We start from the raw sequence: 15,079 nt of genomic DNA, 5'->3' as shown, positions 1-15,079 counted from the left end.
CACGTCAACACGCCGCACCCCTGCCCTTCGGCTCGATCATCATCCGCTCGAGTCTAGCCAGCCGGGGCGCCCGGCCCCCGTCCCATCGGTCATGGGCATCTGGTAGATCCACGCCGTGCGTGGATGGCGCCTTCCCACCGAAGAGCGGTGCGGACCAAGGTTCGCACCCAGCAGAGGCCCCGTAGAACCACGCCACGCGTGGATGGGCCTTCCGCTGTCACCCCTTCCACCCCAGCCACAGCTGCGCGCGTTCGGGCAACAGCAGCAGCCAGTGCCGCTGGTCGATGCTGCTGCAACCAAACACCGTCGCATGTTCCGGCCAGTCTGCCGGCAGCCCATCGATGCCGATCTCCGACAATGCCCCCGCCCCGGCCTTCCATGGCCGGTAACGGGGCACCTTGCCGGCGAGCGCGCCGCGTCCGTGCCGCGCCTCCCGCAACCAGTCCAGCCCGCGCCGCTGCAATCCTTCGCAGGTGACGGCGGCCAGCTGGAAGCGGACCAGGCCGGGCGCGATCCGTGCCCCTGGCAAGGCCGCCAGTACCCCATGGGCCTGCAGCAGTGCATCCACCTCCAACAGCGCGGGAATGCCCTGTCGTGCCCGTTGCTGCAATCCTTGGCGCCAGCCCATGGCGTGCTCCTTACTTCTGTTCGGCCAGGGCGTACCAGTCAACCCGACGGGTCACCCACATCGCCAGCGCGAGGATCACGAACAGCAGCAGCGAGCCCAKCAKCAGYGCATTGTYTTCCGASASCAGCAGGCCATACAGCGCGCCGTACAGCACCGTCAGCATCGCGGCGAAGCCCAGGCCCCGCTTCCAGTGACCCAGCACATTGGCCAGGTACACCGCCTGCAGGCTGATGCAGGCCAGCGCGGAAACCAGGTAGGCCTGCCAGAAGGCGATGTGCTCGGACAGGCTGATCAGCAGCAGGAAGAAGATCGCCAGCGCCAGGCCGACCATCAGGTACTGCAGCGGATGGATGCGCAGCGACTTGATCAGTTCGAACAGGATGAAACCAACGAACGTCAGCACCACGAACAGCACGCCGTACTTGGACGCGCGGTCGGCCTGGGTATAGGTATCGACCGGGTCGACCAGCGAAACCTGCACCGCCTGCGCATCCAGGTCATCGCCCTCGCGCAGTCGCTGCTGTGCGTCCGATGCCAGCGAGGACACGGCCCAGCGTGCATCGAAGCCCTGTGCATCCACACGCCGCTCGTTCGGCAGGAACGCACCGGCAAACGACGGGTGCGGCCAGCTGGACCGCAGCGCGATCTGGTTGTCATCGCCCACCGGCACCACCGACAGCGAGCGGCTGCCATCGAGCTGCAGTTCCAGTTCCACGCTGCTGGCCGCCAGGGTGCCTCCGGTGCGGGCGATGCCGGCGATCGGTGCATGCAGCCCACGGCCCAGTGCGGATGCGCCGGCCACGCCCGGCAGCAGCTTGACCTGCTGTCCATCAACCCGCAGGTTCGGCGTACCAACCAGGCCACGCGCATCGGACACGCCCAGCGCGATGTAGGCCTCGCCATAGGTCATGCCATCGTGCTCCGGGTAGTCGTCCTCGCTGAAGGTCGCCTTGAGCTGGCCATTCCAGCTGTACACCGGCACCTTGAACAGGCCGACCGAGCGCTGGCTGGGCAGCAGCTCGCCACTGATCTGCAGGGTGGCCGGCGGCTGCAACCAGTAACCCTCGGTGGTCTGCAGCTCGGTCTTCTTGTTGCCCTGCGCATCGACCACTTCCACCTGCTCGCGCTTGGACCACGGCACCACGCGCACCGGCCCGACCACGCGCTGGGTACCGGCACGGCTTTCGGCCACCCGCGAGTAGGCCTCTTCGCGATAGGCGCTGCGCTCGGTGATGACGCTGCGGATCAGGAAAAGCGGGATCAGCAGCAGCAGGATCAGGCCGCCGACAATGGCGAACCGCAGCAGCATCTTCAGGGATTTCATCGTCCGTCCTCGTTGGAGAGGACTGCAGGATGGACGGCTGCGGTGAGCAGGGTTTGTGGCGAATTTGAAGTGGGTGTGAAGTCAGCGCCGCAGACGCTGGCCCGGTATCGCCAGCGGCAGCCACAGGCTGGCCACGGTGCCGCCGCCTTCGCGCGGCTGCAGGCTGGCGCGGCCGTCATGCAGGCGCACAACTTCCTGCACGAAGGGCAGGCCGAGGCCGGAACTGCGGCGGCCGGTGCCGGGTCGGGCCAGCGAATAGAAGCGCTCGAACACGCGCTCGCGTGCGTAGTCGGGAATGCCCGCGCCACGGTCGGCAACCTGCAGGCGTACGCCCTGCCCGTCCAGTTGGGCATCCAGTTGCACCTGTGCCCCGGGCGGCGAGAACGCAATGGCGTTGTCGATCAAGTTGTGCAGCGCTTGCCGCAGCAGATAGCCATCGCCCTGCACGCGCAGGTCGGGCACCTGCTCGATATGCAGCTGGACACCTGCGGCCTGCGCGCGTACCTGCGCCGCCGCCGCGGCTTCCTGCAGCAGCACCGRCAAGGCGATCGGATCACGGGTCTGCAACCACCCGTGCTGCTCGACCTCGGCCAGCGCCAGCAGCTTGTCGATGGTTTCAGTCAGCCGTTCCTGCTGGTCGACGATGCTGCGTGCGAAATGCGCACGGTCGGCGTCGGCCATCGGCTCCTGCAGCAGTTCGGCGGCACCGCGGATCGCCGCCAACGGGCTTTTCATCTCGTGGGTCAGCGATTGCACGTACTGCTCGACGTACGCCTTGCCTTCCAGCTTGCGCCGCATGGTCTCCAGCGCCTGGCCAAGATCGCCGATCTCGTCGCTGCGCCGCTTCGGCGGCGGCACCGGTTCACCGGCGCTGACCGCACGCGCATAGCGGCTGAGCTGGCCCAGGCCGTTGGTCAGCCACATCGTCACCAGCACGCCCACCAGCGCCGACAGGCCGATCAGCCACGCACCGCGCTCGATGATGGCGCGCTGGCTGGCGGCGATGAACGGATCGATGCTGCGGTTGGGCTGGGCCAGGCTGAGCACGCCGATCAGTGTGCTGCCATCGGCCGGGTCATACACCGGCGCGGCCACGTGCATCACCGTGTTGCTGTCATCGCCCGGCGTTTCCGGGCTGGAGCGCGCACCGTATTCGCCGCGCAGGGTGCGATAGACATCGTTCCAGCGCGAATTGTCGCGGCCCACGTCGCGGCCCAGCGAATCGTAGATCACGATGCCCTTGGCGTCGGTGATCGTCACCCGGTAGTCCAGCGCACGCTTGGGGAAGCGCCAGACCATCGCCTTCAGGTCGCGCTGCCGGGCCTTGGCCAGGTTGCGGGTGAAGGTGCCGTTGCGGATGGTGCCGGCCTTGACGTCGGCGGCGGCCATTTCCGCCAGCACGTTGGCCGCATCCACCAGGGTCGATTCCATCGCCTGGCGCACACCCGGCTTCACTTCGTTGACGAACACACGCATCACGAAGAACGCGGCGATGCCAACGATCAGGAAGAAGCCCAGGAACAGTTTCAGGACCAGACGCACGCGTCAGACCTCCAGGGCGTAGCCGAGGCCGCGATGGGTGCGGATCGGTTCACCGCTGGCGCCGGCCGCACGCAGCTTGGCGCGCAGTGTCTTGACGTGGGTGTCGACGGTGCGGTCGGCGCTGTCGGCGGCGCTGTCCCAGCCACGGTCCATCAACTGGGCACGGCTGAGGATCGCGCCGGGGCGCTGCAGCAGCGCCTCCAGCAACGCATATTCGTAGCGGGTCAGGTCCAGCGCATGGCCCTGGAAGCGGATGCGGCGGCCATCGCGATCGATGGCGAAGGCACCGTGTTCCTGCCAGCCGCTCTCGACGGACGGGGCCACCGCAGCGGGCGTGGCACGCCGCAGCCGGGCACGCACCCGCGCCACCAGCTCGCGCGGCGAGAACGGCTTGGCCATGTAGTCGTCCGCCCCCAGCTCCAGGCCCAGTACGCGGTCGAGTTCGTCGTTGCGGGCGGTCAGGAAGATCACCGGCACCTGCGCCACCGGCCCCGTCAGGGCCCGCAGCCGGCGGCAGACCTCGAAACCACTGAGGTCCGGCAGGCCGACATCCAGCACCACCAGGTCGATATCGCCGGCCTGCAGCTGCTGCAGCGCCTGCCCGCCCAGCAGGCAATGGCTGGCAGCGTAGCCTTCGCTGCGCAGCGCATAGAGCACGGTTTCGGCGATGGCCGCTTCGTCTTCGACCACCAGGACATGGGTAACAGGGGCTGTCATGGCGCGCAGCATAGCCGCTGCGGCCCTTGCCCCGTACACTGYCGCCCATGAACTATCGCCACGCCTTCCACGCCGGCAACCACGCCGATGTCCTCAAGCACATCGTGCAGCTGGCCCTGATCGACAGCTTCAAGCGCAAGGACAGCCCGTTCTTCGTGCTCGACACCCACGGCGGTGCCGGCCGTTACCTGCTGGCCAGCGAAGAAAGCCGCAAGACCCTGGAAGTCGAATCCGGGGTCATGCGGCTGATGGCCCAGCCCAAGCTGCCGGAGGTGGTCGAGCGCTACCTCAAGGCGGTGCAGGCCGACAATCCGGTCGGCGCGATGATCGCCTACCCCGGCTCGCCGCTGCTCAGCGCGCAGGCCATGCGCCCGCAGGACCGCATGGCGGTGTGCGAGCTGCAGGAGGATGAGGCCGCTTCGCTGAAGACCCTGTTCGCCCATGACAGCCGCGTCGGCGTGCACCCCGGTGACGGCTATGCGCTGCTGCGCTCGCTGCTGCCGCCCAAGTCCAACGGTGCCAAGATCGGCCGCGGCCTGGTCCTGATCGACCCGCCCTACGAAGCCCAGGACGCCGAGTACCAGGCGATCCTTGCCGCGCTGGCCGAGACCCTGGCGCGCTGGCCGCAGGCCACCTGTGCGGTCTGGTTCCCGATCAAGCAGCGCCGCACCATCCTGCATTTCCTGCGCAAGGCCACCGCACTGCCGGTGAAGTCGGCGATGACCATCGAGTTCCTGGTCCGCCCGGACGACTCCCCGCTGCGCCTCAACGGCAGCGGCATGCTGGTGCTCAATGCCCCCTGGCAGTTCGACCGCGTGGTCGGCCCGGCCCTGCCGGCCCTGCGCCAGCATCTGGGCGAGCCCGGTGCCAGCACCCGCCTGGACTGGCTGAAGACGGCCGAATAGGGGCCTTCACGAGGCTGTACGACCGTGAGCCTTTCGTTCACGGAATGCAGCCCCGGTGATGACACAATCGATGGACCACCAAGGAATCACCCGGTATGGCCACTCGCAACCGCATGCCGCCCTGGCATGAGATCTTCAAGGCTCCCAGCGGCCACGAGCTGCTGATCCGCCCCATCCGCCCCGAAGATGGCGCGCCGCTGCAGGCCGCCTTCAGCCTGTTCGGGCCGGAAGAAATCCGCGACCGTTTCCTGCAATCGGTGACCGAGCTGTCACCGGAAACCACCCAGCGCCTGACCCATCCCAACCCGAAGACCGAGATCACCCTGGTCGCCGCCGAGTCGCTGCCGGCCGGTGAGGCCGTGGTCGGCGCGGTGGCCCGTGCCTCGATCATCCCCGGTACCCGGGAAGCCGAGTACGCGATCCTGATCAGCCGCTTCCTGATCGGCCAGGGCCTCGGCCGCCAGCTGATGCGCAAGCTGGTGAAATGGGGCCGCGGCAAGTACCTGGACCGCCTGTATGGCGATGTCGCCGCCGAGAACGAGCCGATGAAGCAGCTGGCCGCCTCGCTGGGCTTCAAGCCGGTCCCCCATCCGAACGGGGCCGAAGGCCTGGTGCGGATGGTGCTGGAACTGGACAACTGACGGCAGCGCCGGGCCCTGCCCGGCGATGTTGATCCGACCGCTGCGCTCGCCGGGCATGGCCCGGCGCTACCCCGGTCACGTAACGATCATGGGCCAGGCGGGGGCTTCTGCTAAAATCCGCGGTTCATGTCGCGTACTCAATACCCCGCCCCGCCGCTGCCACGTGCCGGCCAGCTTCGCGCCTGGTGGCGCGCCCCCGCCTCGCCCACTGCCCTGGCCTGGTATCTGGCCCAGGCAGCGCGCACGCATGACGCACCGCTGCTGGTGGTGGCCCGTGACAACCACGGTGCCAACCAGATCGAAGCGGATCTGCATACCCTGCTGGGAGGCGACCCGAGCCTGCCGGTGGTGGCGTTCCCGGACTGGGAGACGCTGCCCTACGATCGCTTCAGCCCGCACCCGGACATCATTTCGCAGCGCCTGTCGGCCCTGCACCGCCTGCCCACGCTGAAGCGCGGCCTGGTGGTGGTGCCGGTGCAGACCCTGCTGCAGCATCTGGCTCCCCGCAGCTATGTCATCGGCGGCAGCTTCAATCTTGAAGTCGGCCAGCGCCTGGACCTGGAAGCGGAGAAGCGTCGCCTCGAAAGCGCCGGCTACCGCAACGTGCCGCAGGTGATGGACCCGGGTGATTTCGCCGTGCGTGGCGGCCTGCTTGACGTCTACCCGATGGGCGCCGACGAGCCGCTGCGGGTGGAACTGCTGGACGAGGACATCGATTCGATCCGTGCGTTCGATCCGGAAAGCCAGCGCTCGCTGGACAAGGTCGAGGCGGTGCACATGCTGCCCGGCCGCGAAGTACCGATGGACGACGCCAGCATCGCCCGGGTGCTGGCGACCCTGCGCGAGCGCTTCGACGTCGATACCCGACGCAGTTCGCTGTACCAGGACCTGAAATCGGGCCTGGCCCCGGCCGGCATCGAGTATTACCTGCCGCTGTTCTTCGAGCGCACCGCCACCCTGTTCGACTACCTGCCTGCCGGCAGCCTGCCGGTCGTCTGCGTGGGCGCCGCTCAAGCGGCAGAGACGTTCTGGACGCAGACCGGCGAGCGCTACGAGCAACGCCGCCATGACGTTGAACGGCCGCTGCTGCCACCGTCGGCGCTGTACCTGTCGCCGGACCTGCTGCGCGAGCGTTTGAACGACGCACCGCGCATCGAAGTATGGGCTGCCGATCACGCCCGCATCGCCGAGGCGCATGCGCTGGGCGACCAGCCGTTGCCGCCGCTGCCGGTGGCCGCGCGTGAAGCACCGGCCGGTGACGCGCTGAAATCCTTCCTTGGCCATTACCCTGGCCGGGTGCTGATCGCCGCCGATTCGCCGGGCCGTCGCGAGGCCCTGCTGGAAGTGCTGCAGGCCGCCGAGCTGAAGCCACCGGTGGTGGCCGACCTGCTGTCCTTCCTGGCCAGCGACGAACGCTTCGCCATTGCCGTGGCGCCGCTGGAAGACGGCTTCGCCCTGGATGCGCCGCACATCGCGGTGCTGACCGAACGCCAGCTGTTCCCCGAGCGCGCCGGCAGCACCCGTCGCACGCGCCGCGCCGGACGAGAGCCGGAAGCGATCATCCGCGATCTGGGCGAACTGACCGAAGGCGCGCCGATCGTGCACGAGGACCATGGCGTCGGCCGCTACCGCGGACTGATCGCGATGGACGTCGGCGGCATGCCCGGCGAGTTCCTCGAAATCGAGTACGCCAAGGGCGACCGCCTGTACGTGCCGGTCGCACAGCTGCACCTGATCAGCCGCTATTCCGGCGCGTCCGCCGAAACCGCGCCACTGCATTCGCTGGGTGGCGAACAGTGGAGCAAGGCCAAGCGCAAGGCCGCCGAGAAGGTGCGCGATGTGGCCGCCGAACTGCTGGAGATCCAGGCCCGCCGCCAGGCGCGTGCCGGACTGGCACTGCAGGTGGACCGCGCGATGTACGAGCCGTTCGCCGCCGGTTTCCCGTTCGAGGAAACCCCGGACCAGCTGGCCGCCATCGACGCCACCCTGCGTGACCTGGCCAGCAGCCAGCCGATGGACCGCGTGGTCTGCGGCGACGTGGGCTTCGGCAAGACCGAAGTTGCCGTGCGTGCCGCATTTGCTGCCGCCAGCGCTGGCAAGCAGGTGGCGGTGCTGGTGCCGACCACGCTGCTGGCCGAACAGCATTACCGCAATTTCCGCGACCGCTTCGCCGACTATCCGATGAAGGTCGAGGTGCTGTCGCGCTTCAAGAGCACCAAGGAGATCAAGGCCGAGCTGGAAAAGGTCGCCGCCGGCACCATCGACGTCATCGTCGGTACCCATCGCCTGCTGCAGCCGGACGTGAAGTTCAAGGACCTGGGCATGGTCGTCGTCGACGAGGAGCAGCGCTTCGGCGTGCGCCAGAAGGAGGCGCTGAAGGCACTGCGCGCCAACGTGCACCTGCTGACCCTGACCGCCACGCCGATTCCGCGTACGCTGAACATGGCCATGGCCGGCCTGCGCGACCTGTCGATCATCGCCACCCCGCCGCCGAACCGGTTGGCGGTGCAGACCTTCATCACCCAGTGGGACAACGCGCTGCTGCGCGAAGCCTTCCAGCGCGAGCTGGCACGCGGTGGCCAGCTGTATTTCCTGCACAACGACGTGGAAAGCATCGGCCGCATGCAGCGCGAGCTGTCCGAGCTGGTGCCCGAAGCGCGCATCGGCATCGCCCATGGGCAGATGCCCGAGCGCGAGCTGGAAAAGGTGATGCTGGACTTCCAGAAGCAGCGCTTCAACGTGCTGCTGTCGACCACGATCATCGAATCGGGCATCGACATCCCCAACGCCAACACCATCATCATCAACCGTGCCGACCGCTTCGGCCTGGCCCAGCTGCACCAGCTGCGTGGCCGCGTCGGTCGATCGCACCACCGCGCCTATGCCTACCTGGTCGTGCCCGACCGTCGTTCGATCACGCCGGATGCGGAAAAGCGCCTGGAAGCGATCGCCTCGATGGACGAACTGGGCGCCGGCTTCACCCTGGCCACCCACGATCTGGAAATCCGCGGCGCCGGCGAACTGCTGGGCGAGGACCAGAGCGGGCAGATGGCCGAAGTGGGCTTCAGCCTGTACACCGAGCTGCTGGAACGCGCAGTGCGCAGCATCAAGCAGGGCCATCTGCCCGACATCGATGCCGGCGAAGAAGCGCGGGGCGCCGAGGTCGAGCTGCACGTGCCGGCGCTGATTCCGGACGACTACCTGCCGGACGTGCACACCCGCCTGACGCTGTACAAGCGCATTTCCAGCGCGCGCGACAGCGATGCGCTGCGCGAACTGCAGGTGGAGATGATCGACCGCTTCGGCCTGCTGCCGGATGCGGCCAAGAACCTGTTCGCCATTGCCGAGCTGAAGCTGCAGGCCAGCTCGCTGGGCATCCGCAAGCTGGACCTGGGCGAGAACGGTGGCCGCATCGTGTTCGAATCCAAGCCGAACATCGATCCGATGGCGGTGATCCAGCTGATCCAGAAACAACCGAACCTCTATGCCATGGACGGTCCGGACAAGCTGCGCGTCAAGCATCCGCTGCCGCTGCCCGAAGACCGCTTCAATGCCGCGCGGGCACTGCTGTTGACCCTGGCCCTGCGCTGATCGATCTGCAGGGTGCCGGTCCGCCGCGGGCGGCAGACCGGCGCCCTTTCCGTTTCCTGCGCCCGCGACAAGGAGTGTTGCCGTGAATCGTTTCGCCCCCCTTCTGCTCGCCACCAGCCTGGGCCTGCTTGCGGCCTGCCACAGCGGCATGAGCAACCGCGATTACCTGCATGAGAATGTCGCCAGCTGGAACGGCACGGTCAGCGTGGTCGAGCAATGGACCAACGGCCCGAACGGCGAGTCCTTCCATGCGTCGCTGCAGGACGGCAAGAGCATGCAGCAGCATCGCTTCGGCCTGAAGAACGCGCACAAGGAAATCGCCGACCGGCTGGTCTTCGTCCAGCAGTTCACCCATGGCAAGGACGCCGACGCACTGCACCAGAACCTGCTCGATTCCCTGAAGAGCACCGAACACATGTTCGCCGTGATGGAACAGCTGGCCGCCCTGCCCGATGGCTACAGCGAAGAACAGGTCACCCCGCTGCTGCAGACGCTGGATGAGGCCGTGACCAGGATGGACGAAGACATGCAGACCCTGAGCGACGCGCAGGACGCCTTCGCCAAAGCCCATCGCATCCACCTGCAGACCACCGGCTGATCCGCGCAGCCCCGGTTGCGATGCGGCCGGGGCCAAATGCTGCATGCGACTGAACGCACAGCCCCACGCGGGACCGTCGATGCCCCCCGCGTGACACCGATGCGGGTACCCTATGCGCCGCCCCGGCCCGCTCTCGCGGGCCTTTCCGTTTTCTGCGCAGCTTCGCCGCGCCGCCAGTTCCGATGCCCCAGCCCAGACCTCCCGACCTCCTGCACGCGCAGGCCTGCCTGATCGACGCCCTGTCGATGTCACTGCAGATGCGTGATGCCYATACCCGCCACCACTGTGACCGCGTGGGCCTTCTTGCGCAGCACCTTGCCCTGCACTGCGACCTGGATGAGGACGCCTGTGCGCAGGTCGGCCTGGCCGCACGCTTCCACGACATCGGCAAGATCGGCATCCCCGACGAGGTACTGCTGAGCCCGCGCCGGCACAGCGACGAAGAGCGCGCGATCATGCGCGAGCACCCGGTGCGCGGCGAGCACATTTTCCTGGCCACCGGCCGCAGTGATGCCGCGCCGGTCGCGCGACTGATCCGTGCCCATCATGAAGCGTTCGATGGCAGCGGCTATCCCGATGGCCTGCACGGCGAGGCCATTCCGCTCGGCGCCCGCATCGTCACCATTGCCGATGCCTACGATGCAATGACCAGCGTGCGCCCTTACCGCGCGGCGATGGAGCACGAGACGGTGCTGCGGATCCTCGATGAGCAGGCCGGTGGCCTGATCGATCCCTACGTGCTGCAGCGTTTCCACGGCATGCTCAGGAACGAGCCGGCGCTGGCCTGAGCCTTCACCGGCTGGACGGCGCCTCGCTTGCGCAGCCGCGCCGATCCCCGCAAGCTGAGGGTCGGCCGCAGACGGCCCTGCTTACGAGGAGCATCACCCATGAAAGGAAACACCCGTATCGCCGCACCGCTGGGCTTGTTGCTGTTGGCCCTGGCGCCGTTCGCGCAGGCCCAGCAGGATGGCACCGCGCCAGCCGCCGCATGCCTGTCGCGCAACCAGGTCACCGCTGGCACCTCACCTGCCACCCTGATGAATGCCCTGCCGCGCTGCGTGCAGGATGGACGCATGCAGGACGCCATCGATCTCTACAACATCGCCGGCGTGTTCGCTCATTTCGATCGCCAGCGCGTCGCAGACGAGACGGGACACGCTGCCTACAACGCGCTCAAGGCGATGGCCGGTTCGGCCATGGGCGAGGAGAATCTCGGTCGCTTCGACAGCGCATTGAAGGCGCAGCTGAGCCCCGACAAGGCGCCAGCCTACGTCGCTGGCATCTGCACCTTCAGCAAGCGCATGGGGCCGCCCTCGTACACCCCGACCTACATGCTGGCCCATGGCATGTCCAATTTCACCGGCAAGGGCGGTGGCCTGGTGCCAGGCTTCGACCCGGCCAGCGCATGGCAGGCCACATTGTCTCAGTACCTGAAATGCCCGGGCTGATCTGCCGCCTGTTCTAGCCGACTGCAACGAGAAGGCCCGGCATTCGCCGGGCCTTCTGCTTCACGCGTTACCGGCGATCGCTTACCAGATCACCACGCGCTTGTCGTCCGCACGCACCATCGCATCGCCGGCCTTGCACTGGAACGCGGCGGCATAGGACGGCATGTTCGACGGCGCGCCGTTGGCACGGAAGTTCGCCGGTGCATGCGGATCGGTGTTCAGGCGCACGCGCAGCTCACCGTCGGTGAAGTTGCGACGCCACACGGTGGCCCAGTTCATGAAGAAGCGCTGGTCCTGGCTGTGACCGTCCACCTCGACGTTCGCCTTCGGGTTCTCCTTCAGCGCCATCTGCAGGGCATCGTAGGCCACGGTCAGGCCACCCAGATCACCGATGTTCTCGCCCAGGGTCAGCTTGCCCTTCACGAACACGCCCGGCACCGATTCATAGCCGTCGAACTGCGCGACCAGCTGGTCGGTGCGTTCGGTGAAGGCCTTGCGGTCGCTGTCGGTCCACCAGTTGTCGAAGTTGCCGTTGGCGGCGAACTGGCTGCCCGAGTCGTCGTAGCCGTGCATCATCTCGTGGCCGATGACCGCCCCGATGCCGCCATAGTTCAATGCCGGATCGGCCTTGGCATCGAAGAACGGTGCCTGCAGGATCGCCGCCGGGAACACGATCTCGTTCTTGGTGGCGTTGTAGTAGGCATTGACGGTCTGCGGGGTCATGCCCCACTCGGTCTTGTCCACCGGCTTGCCGATCTTGTCCAGCATGTAGCGGTAGTTGAACGCACGCGCTGCCTGCATGTTGCCCAGGTAGCTGTCACCGTTGGTCTGCAGGCCCGTCCACTCACGCCACTTGTCCGGGTAACCGATCTTCGGGGTGAAGCTGGCCCACTTTTCCAGTGCCTTCTTCCTGGTTTCCTCGCCCATCCACGGCAGCTGCTCCAGGCGCGCCTTCAGCGCCACCGACAGGTTCTGCACCAGGTGCTGCATGGCCTCCTTCGATTCGGCCGGGAACACCGCGTCCACGTACAGCTGGCCGAGGGCTTCGCCCATGCCGCCGTTCACCGACTCCAGCACGCGCTTCCAGCGCGGCTGCATTTCCTGCTGGCCGCGCAGGGTCTTGCCGTAGAACTCGAAGTTGGCCTTCTCGAACTGGCTGCTCAGGTACGGCGAGGCGTCGTCGATGGTGTGGAAGCGCAGGTAGGACTGCCAGGTGGCGGCCGGCACGTCGGCCAGCATCTTGTCCATTTCGCTGAAGAAGCCCGGCTGGGCCAGCGAGAACTTCTGCGCGGCCGGCACCTTCAGGGTGTCAAACAGCGCGGTCCAGCTGAAGTTCGGGGTCWGCTTGTCSGCRTCRRCGGCGCTGASCGGGTTGTAGCGCTTGGCCGGGTCRCGCAKTTCGATGCGCGACATCGAGGCCTTGGCCAGGCGSGTYTCGAAYKCCATCACCGCCTTGGCCTGTTCGGCAGCCTGCGCCGCGTCCACGCCGGACAGCGTCAGCACCTGCGCGATGTAGGCCACGTAGGCGTCGCGGATCTTGGCCTGCGCGTCGTCGAAGTAATAGCCCTTCTCCGGCAGGCCCAGGCCGCCCTGGCCGACGTACGCAATGACGTTGGCCGAATCCTTGTAATCGGCATTGGCGAACAGCGAGAACAGCACGCCCTGGCCCTGCGCCTGGCTGTCGCGCAGGTACTGGGTGATGGCGGCGGTGTCGTTCAGCGCAGTGATCTTGTCCAGCGTCGGCTGCAGCGGCGCCAGGCCGGCGGCCTCGATCTTCGCTTCGTCGTTGCCGGTCTTCCAGATGTCACCGATCTTGGCTTCCACCGAGCCGGCCTTGGCCTGGCTGGCGGCGGCCTGCTGCACCAGCGCGTGCTGCACTTCCAGCGAGCGCTCGCGCAGGATTTCGAAGCTGCCCCAGGTGGTCTGGTCGCCCGGCACCGGGTTGGCCTTCAGCCACTTGCTGTTGACGAAGCCGTTGAGGTCGGTACACGCGGCGATGGACGGATCCAGATCGGCGCTGTTGAGGCTGATCAGCGCGGTCTTGATCTGCGACTGGTCGAACGCCGGCTTGGCGGCGTCGGCAGCGGGCGCGGTCTCGTTCTTGCCACAGGCGGCGAGCGAAGCGGCGATGGCGATGGTCAGGCCCAGCGGGACCAGATTACGGACGTTCATGGCGTGTCTCCAACGGCGAATCGTCCAGCGTAGCCGCTGCGGCGATGGTGGGGACCGGCCAAAGGTCACGCCGCAGGCTCCACAGCTGTTGGATTTCGCCTTTGGGGTTTTCCGCTATCGTGCTTGCTAACATCGCCCCAATCGGATCTACCGCAAAAATCATAAAAAATGGAGAAGATATGCCTTACGAACTAAAGGATCGTTTGGTGGTAGGTGTCGCATCTAGTGCAATGTTCGACTTGAGCGAGTCGGATAGGGTCTTTCGAAACGAGGGGGAGGAAGCCTATCGCACATATCAAGAGCAGCACAGGAACGATGCACTCCAGCCGGGAATGGCTTTCTCCTTCATCCGACGCCTTCTCTCTCTCAATGACCTAAGTCCCGCCCCCCACGCTCCGCTGGTCGAAGTCGTCCTTCTATCTCGTAATGATCCAGATACGGGACTTCGGGTGATGAATTCAATTGCCCACCACAACTTGAGCATCTCTCGCGCAATTTTTCAGCAAGGCCTTTCGCCCTACGCATATGTGCCTGCGCTCAACATATCCCTATTCCTATCAGGCAATCAGAGCGATGTTCTCGAAGCGATTGCACTTGGACTGCCGGCCGGATATGTAATGGATTCAAAGAAAATTGACGACCCAAGCGACACAACACTTCGCATTGCCTTCGACTTCGATGGAGTTCTTGCTGACGACTCATCCGAAACCGTGATGCAGAATGGAAACCTTGCGCAATTCCACACTCACGAGACAGCCAATGTCATGGAACCTCACGGTGGCGGCCCACTAAAGCAGTTCCTCCTCAAGATCTCAACAATCCAGAAGGCCGAGGAGCTGAAAAGGAAGTCGGACCCAACATACAAAAATAGGCTTCGTGTCTCCATCGTCACCGCCCGAAATGCTCCATCGCATGAGCGCGCAATCAACACACTGAAGAGTTGGGGCGTAATTGTAAACGACGCATTCTTCTTGGGTGGAATTGAAAAACGCTTGATCCTCGAAGTCCTCAAGCCTCATATATTTTTCGACGATCAATCACTGCACCTTGCCGCAGCAAGCCAAGCCGCACCATCTGTACACATTCCCTTCGGAATAACGAACAAACCGAAGACGACATCGCCACAGACGGAAGAGCTAGCGGCGACCGGTCAATAAATTGGATCACCCAAGAGAACCTCACATGCAACAGGCAAAACCGACCTGCTTTGTGATTCAGACTTTCGATGGGAACGTCTACGACCGAAGATATAGAGAGACCATACGCCCGGCACTTCTTCTTGCAGAAGTGGAGCCTCAAAGAGCAGATGAAATCCTTGGTCTAAATCCGATAATTGAAAAAATTGAAAGCGCAATCGCCAGCGCATCCACCTGTATCGCCGAAGTTTCCGAAGACAACCCCAACGTCTGGCTAGAACTCGGTTACGCACTAGCCCTCAATCGACCTGTTGTCATACTCTGTGAAAAAGGAAAGCGCCCCAGGCTTCCTTTTGATGTTCAACATCGACCTGTTG

At 65.6% G+C, this 15,079-nt stretch carries 13 protein-coding genes; 8 read left to right on the top strand and 5 right to left on the bottom strand.

Translation table 11 applies throughout. The annotated features are described in order from the left end of the window. Positions 1–217 precede the first annotated feature (217 nt). The 4 genes from AC1DJN_RS03410 to creB form a co-directional block, all read right to left on the bottom strand. Complete coding sequence (locus tag AC1DJN_RS03410) at positions 218–628, bottom strand: hypothetical protein (RefSeq protein WP_032976047.1); 411 nt, start codon at positions 626–628, stop codon at positions 218–220. Positions 629–638: 10 nt separating this feature from the next. After that, a complete protein-coding gene (gene creD, locus AC1DJN_RS03405; protein ID WP_478038867.1) occupies positions 639–1,952 on the bottom strand; it encodes a cell envelope integrity protein CreD in 1,314 nt (437 codons plus the stop codon). 81 nt (positions 1,953–2,033) lie between these two features. After that, a complete protein-coding gene (gene creC, locus AC1DJN_RS03400; protein WP_478038865.1) occupies positions 2,034–3,494 on the bottom strand; it encodes a two-component system sensor histidine kinase CreC in 1,461 nt (486 codons plus the stop codon). Between the two features lie 3 nt (positions 3,495–3,497). Next, a complete protein-coding gene (creB, locus tag AC1DJN_RS03395; protein WP_081794553.1) occupies positions 3,498–4,223 on the bottom strand; it encodes a two-component system response regulator CreB in 726 nt (241 codons plus the stop codon). A gap of 35 nt (positions 4,224–4,258) precedes the next feature. On the opposite strand from creB, the gene AC1DJN_RS03390 reads away from it, so the two are divergent. The 6 genes from AC1DJN_RS03390 (at position 4,259) to AC1DJN_RS03365 (ending at position 11,394) form a co-directional block, all read left to right on the top strand. After that, positions 4,259–5,116, top strand: a complete 858-nt coding sequence (locus AC1DJN_RS03390; protein WP_025879326.1) for a 23S rRNA (adenine(2030)-N(6))-methyltransferase RlmJ — start codon at positions 4,259–4,261, stop codon at positions 5,114–5,116. 95 nt (positions 5,117–5,211) lie between these two features. Beyond that, positions 5,212–5,757 carry a GNAT family N-acetyltransferase gene (locus tag AC1DJN_RS03385; RefSeq protein WP_025879325.1) on the top strand — a complete coding sequence of 182 codons (546 nt, stop codon included), beginning with the start codon at positions 5,212–5,214 and terminating at the stop codon, positions 5,755–5,757. 126 nt (positions 5,758–5,883) lie between these two features. Then, on the top strand, positions 5,884–9,348 hold the full coding sequence (gene mfd, locus AC1DJN_RS03380) for a transcription-repair coupling factor (protein ID WP_032976045.1): 3,465 nt from the start codon (positions 5,884–5,886) through the stop codon (positions 9,346–9,348). An 82-nt stretch (positions 9,349–9,430) separates the two neighbouring features. Then, positions 9,431–9,946, top strand: a complete 516-nt coding sequence (locus AC1DJN_RS03375) for a hypothetical protein (RefSeq protein WP_032976043.1) — start codon at positions 9,431–9,433, stop codon at positions 9,944–9,946. 182 nt (positions 9,947–10,128) lie between these two features. Beyond that, positions 10,129–10,734 (top strand): HD-GYP domain-containing protein, encoded by a 606-nt coding sequence (locus tag AC1DJN_RS03370; RefSeq protein ID WP_478038863.1) that lies wholly within the window; start codon positions 10,129–10,131, stop codon positions 10,732–10,734. Positions 10,735–10,833: 99 nt separating this feature from the next. After that, positions 10,834–11,394 (top strand): hypothetical protein, encoded by a 561-nt coding sequence (locus tag AC1DJN_RS03365; protein ID WP_032976041.1) that lies wholly within the window; start codon positions 10,834–10,836, stop codon positions 11,392–11,394. A gap of 81 nt (positions 11,395–11,475) precedes the next feature. Here the strand turns inward: AC1DJN_RS03365 and AC1DJN_RS03360 are convergent, their stop codons facing one another. After that, positions 11,476–13,566, bottom strand: a complete 2,091-nt coding sequence (locus AC1DJN_RS03360) for a M13 family metallopeptidase (protein WP_478038861.1) — start codon at positions 13,564–13,566, stop codon at positions 11,476–11,478. A 179-nt stretch (positions 13,567–13,745) separates the two neighbouring features. On the opposite strand from AC1DJN_RS03360, the gene AC1DJN_RS03355 reads away from it, so the two are divergent. Continuing rightward, the gene (locus tag AC1DJN_RS03355) at positions 13,746–14,723 is read left to right on the top strand and encodes a 5'-nucleotidase (RefSeq protein ID WP_081794552.1); all 978 of its coding nucleotides are present in this window, start codon (positions 13,746–13,748) and stop codon (positions 14,721–14,723) included. Positions 14,724–14,748: 25 nt separating this feature from the next. Further along, the coding region (locus AC1DJN_RS03350) for a hypothetical protein (protein WP_478038859.1) at positions 14,749–15,079 on the top strand (331 nt) is incomplete at its 3' end.

This window comes from Stenotrophomonas sp. 05L414_2, assembly GCF_056397905.1.
This window is presented reverse-complemented; position numbering and strand designations above follow the sequence as displayed.

Bases quoted from the DNA above. Each gene is read 5' to 3' on its own strand.
- AC1DJN_RS03410 (WP_032976047.1), bottom strand. From the start codon at position 628: ATGGGCTGGCGCCAAGGATTGCAGCAACGGGCACGACAGGGCATTCCC.
- mfd (WP_032976045.1), top strand. From the start codon at position 5,884: ATGTCGCGTACTCAATACCCCGCCCCGCCGCTGCCACGTGCCGGCCAG.
- creB (WP_081794553.1), bottom strand. From the start codon at position 4,223: ATGCTGCGCGCCATGACAGCCCCTGTTACCCATGTCCTGGTGGTCGAA.
- AC1DJN_RS03390 (WP_025879326.1), top strand. From the start codon at position 4,259: ATGAACTATCGCCACGCCTTCCACGCCGGCAACCACGCCGATGTCCTC.
- AC1DJN_RS03385 (WP_025879325.1), top strand. From the start codon at position 5,212: ATGGCCACTCGCAACCGCATGCCGCCCTGGCATGAGATCTTCAAGGCT.
- AC1DJN_RS03365 (WP_032976041.1), top strand. From the start codon at position 10,834: ATGAAAGGAAACACCCGTATCGCCGCACCGCTGGGCTTGTTGCTGTTG.
- AC1DJN_RS03355 (WP_081794552.1), top strand. From the start codon at position 13,746: ATGCCTTACGAACTAAAGGATCGTTTGGTGGTAGGTGTCGCATCTAGT.